Source organism: Arthrobacter sp. 10T413_2 (assembly GCF_056394205.1).
This window is the reverse complement of sequence record NZ_JBFTHK010000086.1, coordinates 1-20,470: the sequence shown is the minus strand read 5'-3', so window position 1 is coordinate 20,470 and position 20,470 is coordinate 1. Positions and strand designations below refer to the sequence as shown.

17 protein-coding genes are annotated in these 20,470 nt (G+C 68.0%); 13 read left to right on the top strand and 4 right to left on the bottom strand.

Features of this window, described 5'->3' with window-relative positions:
* A partial coding sequence (gene murJ / locus AC1DBQ_RS14140; protein WP_476929100.1) for a murein biosynthesis integral membrane protein MurJ occupies window positions 1–881 on the bottom strand: 881 nt, incomplete at its 3' end.
* Window positions 882–941: 60 nt separating this feature from the next.
* On the bottom strand, window positions 942–1,442 hold the full coding sequence (locus AC1DBQ_RS14135) for an NUDIX hydrolase (protein WP_476929099.1): 501 nt from the start codon (window positions 1,440–1,442) through the stop codon (window positions 942–944).
* A 219-nt stretch (window positions 1,443–1,661) separates the two neighbouring features.
* Here AC1DBQ_RS14135 and AC1DBQ_RS14130 point away from each other — a divergent pair, with 219 nt between their 5' ends.
* From AC1DBQ_RS14130 to AC1DBQ_RS14110, 5 genes are all read left to right on the top strand, one after another.
* Complete coding sequence (locus tag AC1DBQ_RS14130) at window positions 1,662–3,140, top strand: CCA tRNA nucleotidyltransferase (protein WP_476929098.1); 1,479 nt, start codon at window positions 1,662–1,664, stop codon at window positions 3,138–3,140.
* The gene (locus tag AC1DBQ_RS14125; protein ID WP_476929097.1) at window positions 3,141–3,725 is read left to right on the top strand and encodes a histidine phosphatase family protein; all 585 of its coding nucleotides are present in this window, start codon (window positions 3,141–3,143) and stop codon (window positions 3,723–3,725) included.
* 645 nt (window positions 3,726–4,370) lie between these two features.
* Entirely contained in the window at window positions 4,371–4,601 is a 231-nt protein-coding gene (locus AC1DBQ_RS14120) for a hypothetical protein (protein ID WP_476929096.1), read from the top strand.
* A gap of 270 nt (window positions 4,602–4,871) precedes the next feature.
* Window positions 4,872–6,341, top strand: coding sequence for a glycosyltransferase family 87 protein (locus AC1DBQ_RS14115; RefSeq protein WP_476929101.1), 1,470 nt, complete (start codon window positions 4,872–4,874; stop codon window positions 6,339–6,341).
* Window positions 6,334–7,782: a phytoene desaturase family protein gene (locus tag AC1DBQ_RS14110; protein ID WP_476929095.1), complete on the top strand. Its 1,449-nt coding sequence runs from the start codon at window positions 6,334–6,336 to the stop codon at window positions 7,780–7,782. Before AC1DBQ_RS14115 ends, AC1DBQ_RS14110 begins: the two co-directional genes overlap by 8 nt.
* Before the next feature lie 33 nt (window positions 7,783–7,815).
* On the opposite strand, the gene AC1DBQ_RS14105 is transcribed toward AC1DBQ_RS14110, so the two are convergent.
* Window positions 7,816–8,598 carry an ABC transporter ATP-binding protein gene (locus AC1DBQ_RS14105; protein WP_476929094.1) on the bottom strand — a complete coding sequence of 261 codons (783 nt, stop codon included), beginning with the start codon at window positions 8,596–8,598 and terminating at the stop codon, window positions 7,816–7,818.
* A gap of 45 nt (window positions 8,599–8,643) precedes the next feature.
* Entirely contained in the window at window positions 8,644–9,753 is a 1,110-nt protein-coding gene (locus AC1DBQ_RS14100; RefSeq protein WP_476929093.1) for an ABC transporter permease, read from the bottom strand.
* Between the two features lie 188 nt (window positions 9,754–9,941).
* Here AC1DBQ_RS14100 and AC1DBQ_RS14095 point away from each other — a divergent pair, with 188 nt between their 5' ends.
* From AC1DBQ_RS14095 to AC1DBQ_RS14060, 8 genes are all read left to right on the top strand, one after another.
* Window positions 9,942–11,312 (top strand): sensor histidine kinase, encoded by a 1,371-nt coding sequence (locus AC1DBQ_RS14095; protein WP_476929092.1) that lies wholly within the window; start codon window positions 9,942–9,944, stop codon window positions 11,310–11,312.
* Window positions 11,303–11,965, top strand: coding sequence for a response regulator (locus tag AC1DBQ_RS14090; RefSeq protein WP_476929091.1), 663 nt, complete (start codon window positions 11,303–11,305; stop codon window positions 11,963–11,965). The genes AC1DBQ_RS14095 and AC1DBQ_RS14090 overlap by 10 nt, the downstream gene beginning before the upstream one ends.
* A 116-nt stretch (window positions 11,966–12,081) precedes the next feature.
* Complete coding sequence (locus AC1DBQ_RS14085; RefSeq protein WP_476929090.1) at window positions 12,082–14,112, top strand: penicillin-binding transpeptidase domain-containing protein; 2,031 nt, start codon at window positions 12,082–12,084, stop codon at window positions 14,110–14,112.
* An 86-nt stretch (window positions 14,113–14,198) separates the two neighbouring features.
* Complete coding sequence (locus AC1DBQ_RS14080) at window positions 14,199–15,881, top strand: ABC-F family ATP-binding cassette domain-containing protein (RefSeq protein ID WP_476929089.1); 1,683 nt, start codon at window positions 14,199–14,201, stop codon at window positions 15,879–15,881.
* A gap of 146 nt (window positions 15,882–16,027) precedes the next feature.
* Window positions 16,028–16,801 carry a DeoR/GlpR family DNA-binding transcription regulator gene (locus AC1DBQ_RS14075; protein WP_476929088.1) on the top strand — a complete coding sequence of 258 codons (774 nt, stop codon included), beginning with the start codon at window positions 16,028–16,030 and terminating at the stop codon, window positions 16,799–16,801.
* The gene (locus AC1DBQ_RS14070; protein WP_476929087.1) at window positions 16,798–17,985 is read left to right on the top strand and encodes an MFS transporter; all 1,188 of its coding nucleotides are present in this window, start codon (window positions 16,798–16,800) and stop codon (window positions 17,983–17,985) included. The genes AC1DBQ_RS14075 and AC1DBQ_RS14070 overlap by 4 nt, the downstream gene beginning before the upstream one ends.
* A gap of 73 nt (window positions 17,986–18,058) precedes the next feature.
* Window positions 18,059–19,408: a phosphatase PAP2 family protein gene (locus AC1DBQ_RS14065; RefSeq protein WP_476929086.1), complete on the top strand. Its 1,350-nt coding sequence runs from the start codon at window positions 18,059–18,061 to the stop codon at window positions 19,406–19,408.
* Between the two features lie 171 nt (window positions 19,409–19,579).
* On the top strand, window positions 19,580–20,470 hold an 891-nt coding region (locus AC1DBQ_RS14060; protein ID WP_476929085.1), incomplete at its 3' end, for an ABC transporter ATP-binding protein.

Below are 20,470 nucleotides of genomic sequence, written 5' to 3'. Positions count from 1 at the left end.
TCCCCTCCCGGAATCGTGGCGATGCGCATGACGTAAAGGAACGCCAGCTGCCCGACGGCGGCCGTCGCCAGGGTCCAGACGCTCAGCTTCGCGGCATGGCCCAGCCCGACCYCGCGCCAGCCAAAGCGCKGCCGCAGGCCCAGGCGCAGCCGGAACACGGGAATGAGCAGGATGGCGGTCTGCGCGACGAYGCCGATGGTGGAGAACCCGGCAACCAGCAAGGTCTGGGAGGACCCCCAGTTGTCGACCGTGTGAGGGTTAACGGCGTTCGCCCCCATGATGCCGATGAACATGCCCAGCCCGGCKATCGCCACGATGTTGTTGACGATCGGCGCCCACATCGCGGGCCCGAAGGCGCCGTGCGCGTTGAGGACCTGGGTCAGCAGGGCGTACAGGCCGTAAAAGAAGATCTGCGGGAGGCACCAGAATGCGAACGACACCGCGAGAGCCTTCTGCTGCGGCGAGTAGCCCTGGGTGGTCAGTTGAATGACCGACGGCGCCAGCAGCGTGATCGCCAGCGTGAGGACCAGCAGCACCAGCACCGCCAGGGTCAGGAGCCGGCTGATATAGTCCGCTCCCTTATCCGGCGCCTTGCTGGCCTTGATGATCTGCGGCACCAGAACAGCGTTGAAGACCCCGCCCGCCACCAGCAGGAAGATCAGGTTAGGGAGATTGTTGGCGTTGATGAAGGTGTCATTGACGGTGGAACCCAGACCCAGGGCAGCCGCCAGCATCCACGTCTTGGCGAAGCCCAGAAAACGCGAAACGAGCGTTCCCGCGGCCATGATGGCGCTGGAACGGGCTTCTCCGGACTGGACAGCTTTGGAATCGGCGGGGCCGGAGGGAACGGGGGCGGGTTTGGCTGATGACATCGTCTTCATCGTCTCACCCGCGCGGGGCATTAGTCGCTATCCGGGGCCGTGACCGGCCGCTCGGGGACCTCAGCCGTCTGCCGGGATGACTTCCTTGGCCAGATCCGCGATGCGGCGCTCATTAGGGAAGGACAGCTTGCGCGCCAGTTCCTGGATGGGAACCCAGGCGACGTCCACCGCTTCCTTGTCCGGATCGTTTTCGATGGTCAGTTCCCCGCCCGTGGCACGGAGGAGGTAATGGTGCACGGTCTTGTGGACACGGTGCCCGCTCACGGTGAACCAGTAGTCGATGCTTCCCAGCGGCGCCAGAATTTTCCCTTCGATCCCGGTTTCCTCGGCGATCTCGCGGACGGCAGCTTCCTCGTTGCTTTCCTTGCCTTCCGGGTGCCCCTTCGGCAGGCACCATTCGAGCCGGCCGCCGCGGTTAAGGCGGGCGATAATCGCGACCCGGAGTTCGGCGTCGGACATGTCCACCACGACGCCGCCGGCGGAAATTTCCTCCACTGTGGGAAGGGAAGCCTGGCCCGAGTGCTGGACGGGCGCGACATGGGCACCTATTGCCGACGGCAACGGTGCGTTTGTCCTCCTGCCGGGAGCGCTCGGTACGGGATGGGCCATGATGTCCACTCTAACGACTCTTGCCCGCTGTTGATKACCTAAACATGGCCGGAAAATGGACTGCCGGAAAACTGGGCTTGCGGTGCTTCGTCCGCAATCGTGACGAACCAGGCGGATCCTGGAAGGCTCCGGTGTGGTGCTGGCGCGGATTTCTGACAAGCTTAAGTAACTATGGCGCACGCACATCACAAGACTGACTCCCACACCGTTGCCTTCCAGGTGGATCCGGTGGTTCTGGAGCTTGGGMAGCGCTTCGTMGACGCCTCCCACGAGCTGTCGCTCGTGGGAGGGCCCGTCCGTGACTTGTTTCTCGGCCGGATCTCCCCCGACCTGGACTTCACTACCGACGCCACGCCGGACCAGACCGTAGCCCTGATCAAGAAATGGGCAGACAACTACTGGGAGATCGGGCGCGCGTTCGGCACCATCGGAATGCGCAAGGGCGATTTCCAGATCGAAATCACCACCTACCGGGCCGACGCCTACGATCCTGAGTCCCGCAAGCCCGTGGTGGCCTTCGGAACGTCACTCACGGATGACCTGCTGCGGCGGGACTTCACGATCAACGCCATGGCGCTGCGGTTGCCCATGCTGGAGCTCGTGGATCCGTTCGGCGGCGTCCGCGACCTGCACGCCTCCGTCCTCAACACACCGGGACCGCCGGAAACGTCCTTCTCCGACGACCCCCTGCGCATGATGCGCGCCGCCAGGTTCGCGGCCCAGCTCGGAGTCTCGGTGCACCCCGACGTCCGCGAGGCAATGGCCCGGATGGCGGAGCGGATCAGCATCATCTCCGCCGAGCGTGTGCGTGATGAACTGACCAAGCTCATTTGCGCGGCATACCCGCGGGCCGGTGTGGACCTGCTGGTGGACACCGGACTCGCCGACCTCGTGCTGCCCGAAGTCGCGGCCCTGCGCCTTGAATCGGACGAACACCACCGCCACAAGGACGTCTACCAGCACTCGCTCCAGGTGCTGGAACAGGCCGCAGCCTTGGAGACCGGGACAGACGGCCCGGTTCCCGGCCCGGATTTTGTGCTGCGATTCGCCGCTCTCATGCACGACGTCGGAAAGCCGGCCACGCGCCGTTTCGAACCGGGGGGCGCCGTGAGCTTCCGCCACCACGACATGGTGGGCGCCAAGCTGACCGCCAAGCGCATGAAGGCGCTCCGCTTCGACAACGACACCATCAAGGCCGTCGCCAGGCTCGTCGAGCTGCACATGCGCTTCTACGGCTACGGCGAGGCCGGCTGGAGCGATTCCGCCGTCCGCCGCTATGTCACCGACGCCGGGCCCCTGCTGGACCGCCTGCACCGACTCACCCGMTCCGACGTCACCACCCGGAACCAGCGCAAGGCGGACCGGCTGTCCTTCGCCTATGACGACCTCGAGGACAGGATTGCGGCGCTGCGGGAACAGGAATCCCTCGACGCCGTCCGCCCTGACCTGGACGGCGGCCAGATCATGGCCCTGCTCGGGCTCAGGCCCGGCCCGGTCGTAGGACGCGCCTACAAATTCCTGCTGGAAGAACGCATGGAGCACGGTCCGCTCGATCCCGCCGTCGCCGAATCCCGCCTGCGGGAATGGTGGACGGCTCAGCCCGAGGCGGCGCCCGCCGGCGCCGAACCTTCCACCACCGAGGAGTCCTAAGTGATTGCACCTTCCAACGGCCCCCGCCCCCAACTGTGGATCCTGCGGCACKGGGAAACCGAGTGGTCCAAGAGCGGTCAGTACACCGGGCTGACCGACATGCCCCTCACGGTGGAAGGCGAGCAGCAGGCCGTGGAGGCGCGCAGGGTGCTCGAGACTGTCGACTTTGACCTCGTGCTTACCTCGCCGCTGCGCCGGGCGCGCCGGACCGCCGAACTCGCCGGCTACCCCGACGCCCAGCTGGAGCCGCTGGCGGTCGAATGGGACTACGGCGACTACGAGGGCATCAGCTCGGACCTCATCCGCAAGGACAACCCCGACTACCTGATCTGGACGCACGGCGTCCCCAACGGAGAGGCTCTCGACGACGTCGCCGCCCGCGCGGACAAGATCGTGGCCCGCGTGCTGGAATCGGGCCTGGATAACGTCCTGATCGTCGCGCACGGACACTTCTCCCGCATCCTGACCGCCCGCTGGCTTGGACTGGACCCCCACGAGGGACGGCATTTCGTGTTGGGGACCGCCAAAGTGTGCACGTTGGGATGGGACAAGAAGACGCCGGCAATCGTGCGCTGGGGCCTCTAAATTCACCTAAAAAAATAAACTTCAAAAAACTTTATGAATTCGGTAGGCAGCTGCCGCATTCGTAGTGTATTTTTATTCATGACCCCAGAGCGATTTGCCAGGGTCACGGCGCGCGTCGCCCGGCCAGGCAGCCGGAGCCACGGCAGGACAGAAAAGGAGGTTGGGAAAATGATGATTACTTTGACTAGCGGATGGATGTACTCCACCACCGCCAACCCGGCCTCGTTCGCTGTACMGCGCCCAAATTTTGGACTGACCGTCTCCTAACCGCCCATCCCTCCCAGGTATCGCAGCCTGGGGACGGCGGCAGCGGGCTTCCCTGAKGGGAAGCCTTTTKACTTCAGCCTGAAAAGGCGGAACCACGCGGTTGCGCAGCGCCCCCATAGTTCGGAACCCAGCTTCTTGTTGGGGTTGCGGCACTACCGCGTCCAGGGCCATTCTCCATCGAATATCTCTCCGCACCCGGGGAATTCCGACTTAAATTAAAGCTCCGGAATTTCACGCTTAATTGTTGTGTCCGGACGATGCTATTCGAATTCAATGCACATATGGCTTCATTTGTTGTGCCCAAGAACTGCMGCCCGTCCGTTTGGCCCGGCCATTTCCGTGCGGCCCGGCCGGCGGTTCCCCTACAGAAGGTTCCCCGTGACCACAGCAACCACCGCCCCCGTCCGCCGCACCGCCGCACCCGCCACGCGGTCGCACCGATCAAGCCCTCGAGAGGAGGTGACCACCATGATGACCAAGCTCTACAAGGCCCTGTTTCTGACCAGGAAGCCGACCCGCAAGGAGTCAACACGCTTCAACGGGCAACTCCTTGACCAGAAGCGCGACGACGTCTTCCTCGCCATCCATCAGGCCGGCCTCTTCCGCTGACCCCCGGATGAACACCGGACGCCTCCGCCGCGGTCCCGTACAGGGATGAAATCGCCGGGATGAAGTCACGGACCGGCAGGACTGTCTGCAGCGAAGGAGGGGCTGATGCCTGATATCGGAACCGAATCCCGGGGAGCCCGTGCGGCGACGCACGGGCTCCCTCATTTAAGCCCTGCCCCGGGCGCCTCCGGCGCGGCTCTGGCAGTGAACCGACGTGCCGGCCGGGCCGGAGCGCGGCGAGCGGCAACGGCCCCCGGTAAGCTCAAGGTCATGCAGGAGACAAAGGCGCCGGAACACCGCAAACGGGTCCGATTGGTCATCCCGAGCCGCAGCGACCCTTTTCTCCGAAACTTCACGGAACTGGTAGGCGGCCCCTTGGGCCACCGCTCGGCGCCCGGGATCGTGTCGCCCGGATTCTTCACGGTGGACCGKGTGCTCGTGATCCTCACCGTCATCGCCGCCCTGACCGGCATTGTCCTCAAGAACTACTGCCGCACCAACGGCTGGGAAACCCCCGGACAGTTCTACGCCACGTGCTACTCGGATTTTCCGGAGCYGTTYCGCAATCGGGGCCTTGGCGACGGCGCTTTCCCGTTCATCACCCAGGGGGCCCTCTTTGAGTACCCCGTGCTGATGGGACTCATCGCAGGCGCCACGGCGCTCCTGGTGCCCGGCGCCGGTACGGGGAACCCGAGGGTCCTGGGGTACTTCGACGTCAACGCCACCCTGATCGCCGCCGTCTGGATCATCACGGTCCTGGCCACGGCTCGGACGAACCGGCGGCGGTCGTGGGACGCGGCGATGGTTGCACTGGCCCCCGGCATAGTCCTGGCGGGCGTCATCAACTGGGACATGTGGGCCGTTTGCCTGCTGGCCCTTGGCATGTATTTCTTTTCCCGCAACAAGCTGATCCTCGCCGGAATCTTCATCGGCCTGGGCACGGCCACCAAGCTCTACCCGGTGTTGATTCTCGGCGCCGTCCTGCTGCTGGCACTGCGGACCGGGCGAATCCGGGCGCTCATGATCACTGCCGGTGCCGCGATCGCAGCCTGGCTGGTGGTCAACCTTCCCGTGGCCGCCGCGAATCCGGACGGCTGGAAGTACTTCTACCAATTCACGCAGGAGCGGCCGGCCGGCTACAGCTCCCCCTGGTTCGCCTTCAACCTGGTGGCCGGCMGCCTGGGCTGGAACCAGCTCCAGGCCGAAGCCATCAACTCCCTCGCATTGGACCTGTTCCTCGTGGCCTGCGTCCTGATCGCGATACTCGCCCTGACGGCACCCCGGCGGCCGCGGATTGCGCAACTGGCATTCCTGATCGTGGCGGCCTTCATCCTTACGAATAAGGTCTACTCGCCCCAGTTCGTTTTGTGGCTGATCCCGCTGATCGCCCTCGCACGGCCCCGCTGGCGGGACTTCCTGATCTGGCAGGCCATCGAAGCCCTGCACTGGGGTGCCGTCTGGATGTACCTGGGGCAGGCCACCAGCGGCGGCTCCACCCAGCACAACATCGATATGCCGTACTACGTCCTGGCAGTGGTTGCCCACATGCTTGCCACCGGCTACCTGATGGTTCGTGTCGCCTGGGACATCTGGGATCCGTCCTCGGATGTCATCCGGCGGCTTCGTGTGGATGATCCCCACGGCGGCCCCTTCAACGGCGCCCCGGACTGGCTGCGCCTGGATCTTCGCCGACCCGCGGCGTCCCTGCTGCCGTGGCAGAAGGCCGCAGCAGGTGACTGACGTCGCCGTCGTCGGTGCCGGTCCTAACGGGCTGGCAGCGGCGGTCACCATGGCGCGGGCCGGGCTCAAGGTCCGCGTGTTCGAGGCCGCGCCCACCCCAGGCGGCKGACTGCGCACCGCCGAACTGATGGAACCGGGCCACTTCCATGACGTCTGTTCGGCCGTGCACCCCATGGTCCTGGTCTCGCCGTTCTTCCGCCGGTTCGAGCTGTCCCGGCGGGTGTCCCTCGCGGTACCGGACGTCTCCTACGGGTCGCCGCTCGACGGCGGCCGCGCGGCGCTGGCATACCGTTCCCTGGAGCGCACGGCTACTGAACTCGGCCGCGACGGTGCCGCCTATCGCCGCCTCATGGCCCCGCTCGTGCGCGGGGTGGAGGGAGTGACCGATCTGACCMTGAACCAGCTGCTGCGGATTCCGCGGCACCCCGCGGCAGCCGCCGCGTTCGGGTTCAGGACGCTCGAACAGGGTTCGCGGCTGTGGAATGCGAGGTTCCGGGAGGACCTGGCCCCGGCMCTGCTTAGCGGCGCCGCCGCGCATGCCGTGGCACCGCTGCCCTCGGTCACCGCCGCCGGCGCCGGCCTGATGCTGGGTGCCCTGGGGCACGCCGGCGGCTGGCCCGTTCCGCGCGGCGGATCGGCCGCGATTGCCCGGGCGCTGACCGCCGACATCGAAGCCCACGGCGGAGTTATCGAGACCGGGACGCGGATCAGTACGCTCGCCGAGCTGCCCCCGGCCCGGGCCACCCTGCTGGATGTGGCGCCCCCCGCGCTGCTGGGCCTGGCCGGGGACATGTTCCCGGCGGGCTACCGGCGTGCCCTGGAGGCCYTCCGCTTCGGGAACGCGGCCTGCAAGGTGGACTTCATTCTCTCCGGGCCGGTTCCGTGGGCGGCTGGCGGCCTTGCCGATGCCGGGACAATCCATGTGGGCGGCACCCGGGCGGAGACTGCCGACGCGGAGAACCAGGTTGCGTCCGGCCGGCACCCTGACCGGCCGTACGTGCTGGTCTCCCAGCCCTCACGCTTCGATGCCGGCCGCGCTCCGKCCGGCCGGCACATCCTCTGGACCTATTGCCACGTTCCGGCGGCCTCCGCGGTGGACATGAGCGAAGCGGTGATAGCGCAGCTGGAGCGCTTCGCGCCCGGATTCCGCGACTTGGTTATTCAGTTCAAGGTGACGACCGCTGCCGGGCTGGCAGCGTACGACGAGAACTACGTCGGCGGGGACTTCAGTGCCGGCCGCATGKACCTTCGCGGCATGTTGCGGCGGCCCGTGCTCAGCCGCGTTCCCTGGCGGACACCGCTGCCCGGCGTGTATCTGTGCTCGTCTTCCACCCCGCCGGGCCCCGGGGTCACCGGGATGCCCGGCTTCCACGCGGCGAGCTATGCGCTACAGGACATGTTCGGGCTAGGCGTCCCGGACCTCGGCCACCGGGTCCCCTAGCCCCAACCCGGTTAACCCGGCCCACACGAGGCGCTATCCCAAGTGCGGCACCTCCACGGCCGCGGCGTCCTCCACACCCGTCGCCGTGTTTTCCACGGCCGCTGCCGGGCGCGGGGCCGAAAGCCGTCCGTCGCGCATGCTCGCCACGGCATCCGTGAACGGTACGAAGTCGGTGTCGTGCGTGACCATGACGGTCGCCACGCCGAACTCGTCCGTAACCTCCCGTAGCAGCCGCACAATCGCCTCGCTGCGGTCGTGGTCAAGAGCCGCCGTCGGCTCGTCTACGAGCAAGACCGCAGGGCTTCCCATGAGCGCCCGGGCAATGTTGACGCGCTGGCGTTGCCCGCCGGATAGCTGGTGGGGCCGCTTCGCGAGGGCCTGTCCGAGACCGACGCGTTCCAGGAGTCCCGCGGCGCGGTCGGCCGCTGCGCGGGAGGCCCCGCCGCGGAGACGCTGGGTGATCACCAGTTGTTCCACCGCGGTGAGGGAGGGCAGGAGATTGGGTTGCTGGAAGATGATGCCGATCTTGTCCCGGCGCAGTGCCGTCCGGCCGGCGTCGGAGAGCCCGCCCGCATCCTGTCCGTCGATCACCACCAGGCCGGCGGAGGGCCGGACCAGGGTGGCGGCKACGGCCAGCAGGGACGACTTGCCGGATCCCGACGGGCCAATCAAGGAGACAAACTCCCCCGCCTGAACCTTGAGGCTCACGTCGTCCAGGGCCTTGAGGGTGCCGTCTCCGTCCGGATACTCCAGGGTGACGTTGACAAGGTTCAGGGCGGTATTGTTCCGGACAGGGTTGTTCAGGGTGGAATGCACTAGATATGCCTTTCTGGGAATATAAGGGGTCGGGGCGTGGGCAGGTCAGTTGCCGCCGAGGGCGATGAGCGGATCCACCCGCGCAACGCTGCGGACGGCGAGGGCAGCCCCGGCCAGGCCCAGGAGCACGATTCCGGCGATCGGCAGCAGCGTTGTCCACGGCGTGAGGAGGAACGGGGCGGCCCGGGACGCGAGGACGCCGCCGGCCACGCCGGCCAGGCCTCCCGCCKCCGCGCCGGCCAACAGAACCAGAGCCGCCTGGGCCATGGCATCCCGGAGGATGTAGCGGGCGGACCCGCCCAGCGCTTTCAGGACGGCGATATCCCGGGTGCGCTGGACGGTCCAGACCGTCAGGAAGGCGACAATCACGAGGGCAGAGATGCCGTACAGGAACGCCTGCATGAGCAGGAGCGAGCCGTTCTCGCTCTTGTACGAGCCGAGGGCCTGGAAGGATCCGTCCACGGTGGTGCTGACGGTTCCCGCCGCCGCGTTGGCGGCGTTAATATCCGCGCCGGCGCCGGCGGCGGATTTTCCTGGATCAAACGTCACGGCGAGCACCGTTGCGGCGCCCCGGTCGGGGACGTGGGCCAGCTTCTGCCAGTCGGCCAACGTGGTCCAGACAACCCCGGTGTGCGAATACCACTGCTCCGGAACGACGGCCGTCACGACGAGCTCGGTGCCGCCCACCGAGGCGCGGCTGCCGACGCTGAGGTCCAGTTCCTTCGCCAGGACGGCTCCGACGGCGACACTGCCCTCCGTTAGTTCGGCGGGCGCCAGGCCGGTGCCCGGCTCTGTGCCGAAGACCGCGACACTGGCTGTGCGTGCCGGTACGCCTCCTGCGCCCAGCGCCTGGAAGCGGCCTTGGCTGATTCCCACGGCGTCGGCGCGGGCGACGCCGTCGCGTGCCGCCCACTCGGCCTGTTGGGCGCGCGTGACTTCGGATTCGGTGAACGAGGCCTTGGGCGCGCTCCCGGCCGGGGCGCCGAAGACCAGCTGGTCGGCCGGGAGAGCGGCCAGGGCCGACGTCGACTGGTTGCCGAGTCCGGCGGTGAGCCCGGAGAGCATGACGAGCAGGAGCGTGATGAGGGCGACGACCGCCCCCATGAGGGCAAACCGCCCCTTGGCGAAGCGGATATCGCGGATGGCGAGATACATGGTTGTCCTTTTTCGTGAGGAAGGAGGCATTGCTTCCAGCCTTCCTTTCGCCCGGCTCCCGGACATCGGCCGCCCGGCTGGACCCGCCACACCGTGCGGACGGCTCGGCGATCAACCAAATGGTTGATTCCGCCGTCGCCGCACCGTTTTCCGCAGGCGGGCCGCCCGCCCGGCACTAGGCTGGAAGCATGGAGGGCGACGCCGGCAACACGGTCCACGACGGCACACGTCACAGTGGTCAGACCGAGTCCACCGGGGCAGCCGTCATTCTGCGCGTGCTGCGGGTGAGCCTTCACGTCGGCTTCGCGGTGCTGCTCCTGGTGGCGCTCGTCCGGCTGGTGGCCGGCGGAATCACAGGCCCGGGCTGGATCACCCTGCTGCTGGCCCTGTTGCTCGCCGCCATCTACCTCGTGGGTACCATCCTGGAGAAGCGGCATGCCGCCCGGCGTGCCCGGTTCGATCCGAGGCCCTATTCCGGCTGGTGGTTGGGCGGCGTCAGCCTCCTGTGGCTCCTGCTGATCTGGACCAGCGCCGACTTCGTCTGGCTGGCCTTCCCGCTGTTCTTCCTGCAGCTGCACGTGCTCCGGCGGCGGCTGGCGTTGCCGGCGATCGCCCTCAGCACCCTTTTGGTCATTGCGGCGCTCTGGTTCCACAACGGCGGTATCTCACCTTCGGAACAGGCCAGCGCGGAGCCGGCCKGCATGGCGCTGCAGCTGCCCATGGTGCTCGGGCCGGCGTTCGGCGCAGCCTTCGCTGTGGTCACGGGCCTGGCCTACCGGGCGCTGTTCCTGGAGGCGGAAAACCAGCGGCAGGCGGCCGAGGAGCTCCGCCGCACCCGTGCCGAACTCGCCCGGACCCAGCACGATGCCGGCACGCTGGCCGAGCGCGGCCGGCTGGCCCGCGAAATCCATGACACCCTCGCCCAGGGTCTGTCGAGCATCGTGCTGATGGCGCGCGCGGCCGAGAAAGCCCTGGACAACGGTGAACCCGGCGTGGCCCGGGACAGGCTCCGTATAGTCCAGGACACGGCGGCCGCCAACCTCGCCGAGGCCCGCAACTTCGTCCGGGCCCTCCAATCCCCCGATCTTGAGGACGGTTCCCTCGTGGCCAGCCTCCTTCGGCTGTGTGAAAAGACCGAAGCGGAAGCTGCCGCCCGCGGCGCGGGCCTGTCCTGCCGCCTCGACGTCGAGGGTGTGCCTGTGGACCTTCCCGCAGCCCTGCAGACCGCCCTGCTCCGCGCCGCACAAGCGAGCCTGGCCAACGCCGGGGTGCATGCGAAGGCGAGCACCGCCGTCGTCACCCTGTCCTTCCTGGGTCCCGACGTGGCCATGGACATCTACGACAACGGCACCGGGTTCGACCCCGCGGCGCTGACCGCCCGCCAGGACGGTTCCGGCTATGKATTGACGTCGCTGCGGGAGCGCGTGACGGCCCTGCACGGCCGGTTGGACATCGAATCCGCCCCGGGAGAGGGAACCGTGGTGGCCATCCGRCTGCCCCTGGGCGAAGCCAACCGTTCCGCCGCCGGGCCCGCTCACGTTAAGGAGGGATGGCAGTGAACAACATCCGGGTGTTCCTCGTGGACGACCACCCCGTGGTCCGTGCCGGGCTGCGGGCCAWGCTMGGTGATCTGGAAGGCATCACCGTCGTGGCCGAGGCAGCCGACGGCGGCGCCGCCCTGGCCGGACTGGCCAGGCTCCACACCTTGGGCGAGCCCGCGGACGTGGTGCTCATGGACCTGCAGATGGGCACGGGCATGGACGGGGTCACCGCCACCGGCAGGATCAAAGCCGGAGAAACCGGCCAGCCCGCGCCGCCGGTGCTCATCCTCACCACCTACGACTCCGATGCTGACATCCTCGCCGCCGTCGAGGCCGGCGCCAGCGGCTACATGCTCAAGGACGCCCCGCCCGAGCAGATCCGCCAGGCGGTACTGTCCGCCGCCGCCGGCGGAACGGCGCTGGCCCCCGAGGTCGCGGCCCGGCTGATGGGCCGGATCCGGAACCCGGAGCCGGCCCTGTCCGCCCGCGAGATCCAGCTGCTGGAACTGCTGGCCACGGGCATGGGAAACCGGGCGATCGCGAAGCAGCTCTTCATTTCGGAGGCAACGGTCAAGACCCATCTGGTGCACATCTACGGCAAGCTCGGCGTGGACAACCGCACCGCCGCAATCGCCGTGGCCGCGCAGCGGCGCATCATCCGGAGGTCCTAGCCGGCGTCGTGCGGGGACGTTGGGCGGCTGTGCGCTGCGGTCGTGCCGTGTGACTGGGTCGTGTGACTGCGCTGTGTGACAAGGGCGGTGTCCGTGGCCCGGGGCATAATGTCGCCATGGGGAACTCACCAAAACTTGCACTGGCCCTTGTGGGCCTTGTTCTTAGCGGCTCGCTGGCCGCCTGCGGCGACGGCCGGTCCGGCGCGCAAGATGCTGCCAAACAGCTGGCCACCGCAGTATCCGCGCTCGACGTCGGATCCGTCGCCTTTGAGGGCAAGGACTCGGGCGCCGCAAACGACCAGCTCAAGGAAATTTTCAAGGGACTTGATCCGGACAAACCGGCCGTGCAGGCCGGAGACCTTGCATTCGACGCGGACACGGCCACATTTCCGCTGAACTACATCTGGAAGGTCGGGGCGGAGGAATGGAAATATACCGTTTCCGCACAGCTAAAGAAGTCCGGCGACAAGTGGCTCACCGTATGGAAACCGGCCATCCTTGTCCCGGACCTCGCTGACGGGGAGGTCGTCACCCGCGCCACCCAGACGCCGCAGCGGGCMGACATTCTGGGCGCCGGCGACGCCCCGCTGGTCACGTACCGGCCCGTGGTCAACGTTGGCATCGACAAGCCCGCACTCGGCGGCGCGGACCMCGCTGACTCCGCCACGAAGCTTGCCCAACTCGTCGGCGTCGACCCGGCCGCCTACGCCCAGCAGGTCGCCGCGACCGGTCCTGAGGCATTCGTCCCCGCCATCACCCTGCGCGAAGACGGCTCCCGGACCGTCACCGACGAGCAGATCTCGGCCATCCCGGGCGCCCGGACCATCCCGGACACCCTGCCGCTGGCCCCCACCCGGACGTTTGCGCGGGCCCTGCTGGGTACCGTCTCCGAGGCCAATGCGGAGCAGATCGAAAAGTCCGGCGGCGCACTCAAACCCGGCGACACCACCGGAAACGGCGGCCTGCAGCAACAGTATGACGCGCAGCTGCGGGGAACCGACGGCATCGTGATCCGCGCGCAGAAGGCTGGCCTTACCGCCGCGGAAATCCAGGCGACCTCCCCGGATCCGCGGCGGGTGCTCTTCCAGACCGGGATGAAGCCCGGAACCGCGCTGAAAACCACCCTGGACCCGAAGTTGCAGCAGCTCGCGGAGGACGTCCTCGGCAACGTCGGTCCGGCGTCGGCCATTGTGGCGCTCCGGCCCTCCAGCGGCGCCGTCCTGGCGGCAGCCTCCGGCCCGGGCAGCAACGGCTATGACACGGCAATGCTGGGCCAGTACGCCCCCGGCTCGATCTTCAAGATGGTTGATTCCCTGGCCATGTTCCGCAACGGAATGACGCCCGACTCCAAGGTGGACTGCCCGCCCACCCTCACGGTGGACGGCCGCACTTTCAAGAACGCCGAGGGGTACCCCGCGTCCTCCCTGGGTTCCGTGACGCTGCGCGATGCCTTCGCTCACTCCTGCAACACTGCCTTCATCAACGCCCGGGACTCCGTGAGCCAGGCGCAGCTCGAATCGGCCGCGACCTCCCTCGGCGTGGCCGTCGAGGCGCCCGCGCTGGGGGCTKCCGCGTTCCTTGGCTCGGTCCCCGGGGAAGCCGCCGGCACCKAGCACGCCGCGTCCATKATCGGCCAGGGCAAGGTGCTCCTGTCCCCGCTGGCCGCCGCCATCATGGCCGGTTCCGTGGCCAAGGGTGCCCCGGTGGCAGCCCAGCTGGTGCTGAATCCGAATGCGGGCGCCACTTCCCCGGGCGCCGACAGCACCCCTACGGCCGGCACCGGAGCCCCTGACACGGCGCCGGCAGCGCGGCCGTCCGGTGACGCGACGACATCCGCTGCTGCGGCACCGGCACCGGCCGCGGCCGCCGGGGCGCCGGTTACGGCGGCGGAGGCGGCGTCACTGGCTGACATGATGCGTGCCGTCGTGACCAGCGGGCACGCCGGGTTCCTGGCCTCCGTCCCGGGCGAGCCCGTCGGAGCAAAGACCGGAACAGCCGAGTTCGGCAATGACACCCCGCCCAAGACCCACGCCTGGATCGTCGCCGTGCACGGTGATCTGGCCGTAGCCGTCTTCGTGGAGGACGGCGGCCTCGGGGCCACCACGTCGGGTCCGCTGCTCAAGGAGTTCCTCACCCGGGCCAGCTGACCCGGACGCTCCCTCACGTCCTGACCAGTTCATCCTGCCGGGGGCGTCCGCCGGGAGCCCCGCGCAGCCGTGGGAAGATTGAAGGCGTGGCTCATATTGACGTTTCCGGCATCGATTACTTCCTCTCCGACGGCACCCAGCTGCTCAACGGGGTGACCTTCAAGGTCCCGGACGGCACCAAGACCGCGCTGATCGGGCCCAACGGAACCGGCAAGACCACGCTGTTCCGGATCATCTCCGGTGACCTCGTCCCGGACGAAGGCGTGATTGGCCGCTCCGGGAACATGGGCATCATGCGCCAGTTCGTGGGCCAAGTCCGCGACGACTCCACGGTCCGGGACCTCCTGGTGTCAGCTGCCCCGCCGGCGCTGGCGGCTGCCGCGCGCGCCGTGGACGAGGCGGAATTGGCCATGCTGGAGCACGACGACGAGCCCACGCAGATGAACTACGCCCAGGCGATCGTGGACTGGGGCGATGCCGGCGGCTACGACGTCGAGACCGTCTGGGACGAGGTGTGCATGGCGGCCCTCGGCCTGCCGTTTGACCGCGCGCAGCACCGCCCGGCCTCGAGCCTCTCCGGAGGCGAGCAGAAGCGGCTGGTGCTCGAGGCTCTTTTTGCMGGCCCCGATGAACTGCTGCTCCTCGACGAACCCGACAACTACCTCGATGTCCCGGGCAAGCGCTGGCTCGAAGCGAAGCTGAATGACTCGAAGAAGACCGTGTTCTTCATCAGCCACGACCGTGAACTGCTCAACAACGCCGCGGGACGMATCGTCACGCTGGAACCGGGCATCAACGGTGCCGGCGCGTGGATCCACGGCGGCGGCTTCGGCTCCTACGTGGACGCCCGCGCCGACCGGAACGCACGCTTCGAGGAGCTGCGCAAGCGCTGGGACGAGGAGCACGTGAAGCTCAAGGAACTCGTCAACATGTACAAGAACAAGGCGGCGTTCCGCTCAGACATGGCCAACCGTTACCACGCCGCGCAGACCCGACTGGCGAAGTTCCTCGAGGCCGGCCCGCCTGAGGCCTTGCCGATCGAGCAAAACGTGCAGATGCGGCTCAAGGGCGGACGCACCGCGAAGCGCGCCATCGTGGCCGAAAAGCTTGAGCTGACCGGCCTCATGAAGCCCTTCTCGACGGAGATCTGGTTCGGTGACCGCGTGGCCGTCCTCGGGTCCAACGGTTCGGGCAAGAGCCACTTCCTGCGCCTGCTCGCCACCGGCGGTACCGACCCGGAACGGGAGCACCTGCCKGTGTCCGACGTCGAGATTGCGGAGGTTCCGCACGAGGGCACCGTGAAACTCGGCGCCCGGATCCGGCCCGGCTTCTTCGCCCAAACCCACGTCCGGCCCGATCTGTTGGGCAAGACCCTACTGGAGATCCTGCACCGCGGCGATGAGCACCGCTCCGGGCTCGGCCGCGAAGCCGCCGCCGGCGCCCTGGACGGCTATGGCCTCGCCGGGCAGTCCGAGCAGAAGTACGAATCGCTCTCCGGCGGCCAGCAGGCCCGCTTCCAGATCCTGCTCCTCCAGCTCTCCGGCGCCACGCTGCTGCTGCTCGACGAGCCGACGGATAACCTGGACCTGCATTCGGCCGAGGCCCTGGAACGGGCGATTGACCACTTCGAGGGCACCGTCCTGGCCGTCACCCACGACCGCTGGTTCGCCCGCACCTTCGACCGCTTCCTGGTCTTTGGGTCGGACGGCAAGGTCTATGAATCGGCCGAGCCGGTCTGGGACGAAAAGCGCGTCGAGCGCGCCCGCTAAGCCAGACCCTCCCTCACGTCCTGCACTTCCCCACGTCCTGCAGTTCTCCACGTTGCCGTAGGGACATAGCTGGCCTCCCGTCCATACGGTGTGATCGCAGTTGCGCATTTGATGATCAAATGATCACCAACTGCTATCATTTCTTCATGAATACTGATGAGCGTCATCGCCTGATTGGCGAGCTGCTGCGGCATCGGGACCAGATGACCGTGGACGAACTGATGACCGCCTGCGGAGCGTCCGGGGCCACCATCCGGCGCGATCTCGACGTCCTGGCGCTCCACGGCGTCCTCCGAAGGGTGCACGGCGGCGCCCGAAGCCTGGTGCTGCGGGGAGAAAACCCTGCCTACGGCCAGCGCGAGCTGGAGGACCACGCCGTCAAGGTCCGGATTGCCGCCGGCGTGGCGGCCATGCTCCAGGACCGGGGCCACATCTGGCTGGACAGCGGCACCACGGCCACCGAGATCGCTCGCCAGCTGCGCCAGCGCGACATGACCATCATGCCAATGTCGCTGCGGGCCGTCAGCATACTGTCCCCTGAGGATGCGCCCGCGGGTCGGCGGCCCGAGCTCCTGATGCCCGGCGGCAGCCTCATCCCCGGCGAGATGTCCTTCCGCGGACCGATGACGGAATCGAACATCCGMTCGCTGCGCTTCGACACAGCCGTGGTCACTCCCTGCGCCCTGAACCTCAAGGACGGGCTGTTGGCGCACGATCTTGACGACGCCGCCGTGAAGCGCGCCGGCCTCGAATCCGCCGGTAGGGTGATCGTCGCCTGCGCGGGATCCAAATGGGATGCCAGCGCCGTCGCCCTCGTGGCATCCTTGGACGCCGTGGATGCCATCGTGACGGACCGGCGGCTCAGTCCGGAAGAACATGCCCAACTCGCGCAACACTCAGTGGAAGCAGTGATCGTATGACCAGCACCGCAACCGAGCCGCAACTGAAGTCCGCCGCCGGGGCCACGTTCCTGGTCTTCGGGATCAACGGACTGGTCTTCGCCAGTTGGGCCGCCCGCATMCMCGCGGTGACGGAAATCCTGCACATCACCTCGGGGCAGATGGGAACACTGCTGCTGTGCCTGGCGGTCGGCTCGCTGATCGCCCTGCCCACGGCCGGATTCGTCGTGGGCCGGATCGGCACCGCCAACACTGTCCGCAGTGCAGGGCTGTTTGCCGCGGCGGCCGGCGTCGGCGTGGCGCTGTCCCTGATGGCGGCCTCCGTGCCGGGGACTGCCGCTTCCCTGTTCCTCTTCGGGATCGGCGTCGGGTTGTGGGATGTTTCGCAGAACATCGAAGGCGCCGACGTCGAACACCGGCTCGGGCGCACCATCATGCCGCAGTTCCACGCCGCCTACAGCGGCGGTGCGTTCATCGGAGCCCTGATCGGTGCCGGACTGTCCACCCTGAGGGTCGGGCTCCCGGAACACCTTCTGGTCGTCGCCGCGATCGTCGCCGTCCTGACCACCGTGGCTCCGCGCTACTTCCTGCCCCATCAGGCCGACGCCGGGTCCGCCGCGGGAGAAACGGGMCGTGGCAAGGCCGTCTCCGCCTGGCGGGACGGCCGCACGCTCCTGATCGGCGTCGTCGTGCTGGGCGCCACCCTGACCGAAGGCGCCGGCAACGACTGGATTGCCAAGGCTGCGGTCGATGGCCTCGGCGCTGAACAGTCCACGGGCGCGCTCATGTTCGCCGCCTTCGTGCTGGCCATGACGGCCATGCGTTTCTTCGGCGGCCGCGCGATCGATGCCTACGGCCGTGTGGCCGTGCTCCGCGCCAGCATGGCTGCAGCGGCTGCGGGCCTCTGCCTCTTCGTGTTCGCCGGCACGATTTGGCTGGCCGCCGCCGGTGCCGTGCTCTGGGGCGTGGGGGCTGCCCTTGCGTTTCCGATCGGGATGTCCGCCGCGGCGGATGACCCGCGGAAGGCGGCCGCACGGGTGTCGGTTGTGTMCACGCTGGGCTACATCGCGTTCCTCGCCGGGCCGCCCCTGCTGGGCTTCCTGGGAGATGTGACGGGGATMAGGACCGCACTGCTGGCGATCGGGATTCCCATTCTCGTGGCCCTGCTGCTCGCCGGCGCCGCGAAGCCGCTGCCCGCCAAGTAGGGAGCCCTGCGAGGCTGATCGCCTGCCGCGKGCACTGCCTGCGGCGCCCCGGGTCCGGCAGTATGGTGGTCAGATGCGAACCATGCTGAGGAAAGCTCCCGGCCGCCTGTCGACCCTCGACCGCAAACTTGTGCGCGCCGTGTCCAAGCTGCCGGGCGGTGGCCACGATGACTTTTTCCGCGGTTTGTCCGCAGCCGCCAACAACGGAAAGCTCTGGTTCGGCATCGCCGGAGTCATGGCCCTCGTGCCCACGAGTTCCTCGATGCCGTCGGGCCACTCCGCCTCCGCGGTTGCCTTCGCGCTGGGCGTCGGCATGGTCCGGCCGGGACTCGGAGCGGCGCTGGCCCCTGTCGCGGCCGGGGTGGCCTACTCGCGGGTCCACACGGGGGCCCACTGGCCCTCGGATGTGCTGTTCGGCTCCGCGATCGGCGCCGGGGCGGCCATGGTGACGCGGAAATGGTGGCCTGTCCGGCCGCCGTTCCCGGCGACCCTCCGCAGCGCTCTCCGGGCTCCGGACCTTCCGGAGGGCCAGGGCCTCGGCATCGTGATTAACACTCTTGGCGGATCCTATGCCGACGAGACCGCAGACGCCCTCCAGAAAATATTCCCTAAGGCGTATATACAGGAAATAKGCCAGGGCGCGGACATCGCGGCGGAAATCGCCGGCGTCGCGACCCGCCCGGGGATTGTGGCCCTYGGCGTCTGGGGGGGTGACGGAACTGTCGGCACGGCGGCAGCCACCGCTGTCGAACATTCGCTCCCGCTCCTGGTGCTTCCCGGCGGAACGCTCAATCACTTCGCCCGCGACGCCGGGACACCCACCTTGCAGGCGGCCGTCCGGGCGGCATCGCGCGGCGAGGCGGCCGTGGCCGACGTCGGCCACGTGAGCGTTGAGCGAGGGCTCCCCGACAGCCCCGAGCACCTCGAACTGAGCATGCTCAACACCGCCAGCATCGGCCTCTACCCGAACCTGGTCMGCCGGCGCGAACAGCTCCAGCCGGCGCTCGGCAAACCCCTTGCCGGTGTGGTGGCCATGTTCCGGACCTTCGCGGCCGGCACCCCCACCACGCTGATCGTCAACGGGGTGCGGCACCGGCTGTGGATTCTCTACATCGGCCGCGGCCGCTACTACCCCCGCGACCACGCGCCGCTGGTGCGCCCTGTGCTGGCCGACGGAGTCCTGGACCTGCGKATGATTACCGCCGACGAGCCGTTCGCCCGGCTGCGGCTGCTCTGGGCCGTGCTGACCGGCACCGTGGCCACCTCCGGGATCACCCACCTCACCGAAACGGACCGGATCACGGTGGAACCGGGGAACGGACCCATGGTCCTGGCCGTTGACGGTGAGGTCATGCCCGGCGTGCGGAGCGTGGAGTTCGCGGTCCGCCGCKGCGCGTTGACGTACTATTCGCCGCTCGACTGAACCTCGCTCGGGCCGCCCTCGCCCCGTCATCCTCCCGGATTACCCTGATTCACCCCTGAATCATCCCTGAGACCGGCGAAATACGCCTCCGGCGTCGGTAGCGTGGTGTGCAGACGGGCCCGTGACTGCGGCGCCCCGGACAAACAGCCCGCTACGCAAAGGAACGCTTCCATGATCGAAGCACGAGGCCTGACCAAGGTTTACGGCGACAAGACCGCCGTCGCCGGCGTCAACTTCACCGTCGAAGCCGGCCGGGTCACCGGCTTCCTGGGCCCGAACGGGGCCGGAAAATCCACCACCATGCGCATGATCATGGGACTGGACCGGCCGACGTCGGGCTCCGTGACCGTCAACGGATCGCCGCTCACCAAGCACGCCGCCCCGCTGCGGGACGTTGGCGCGCTGCTGGATGCCAAAGCCGTCCACACGAGCCGCTCCGCCTACAACCACCTGCTGGCCATGGCCGCGACGCACAGCATCCCCAAGAAGCGCGTCCACGACGTCATCGAGATGACTGGACTGGCCGAAGTGGCCAGGAAGAAGGTCGGCGGCTTCTCGCTCGGCATGGGCCAGCGGCTGGGCATCGCCGCGGCCCTCCTTGGCGACCCGCAGACCGTCATCCTGGACGAGCCCGTAAACGGTCTCGACCCGGAGGGGGTGGTGTGGGTCCGCAATCTGGTGAAGTACCTGGCCTCCGAGGGGCGCACGGTCTTCCTCTCCAGCCACCTCATGAGTGAGATGGCCGTCACGGCGGACCACCTGATCGTGATCGGCCGCGGGAGGATCATCGCCGACRCCCCGATCCAGGAGATCATCACAGGCAAGGGCCAGGGCCGCACGCGGGTCCGGACCGACCAGCCCGACCGGCTCATGCAGCTGCTGGCCGGAACCGGCGTCTCGGTGGAGGTCCAGGAACGCGAGCTCCTGGAAGTCAAGGGGCTGGACCCCMGGCAGATCGCCACCGCCGCGCTGGAACACCAGGTCATGATCTACGAACTCACGCCGCTCCAGGCCAGCCTCGAGGAGGCCTACATGGAACTGACCAAGGATGAGGTCGAATAC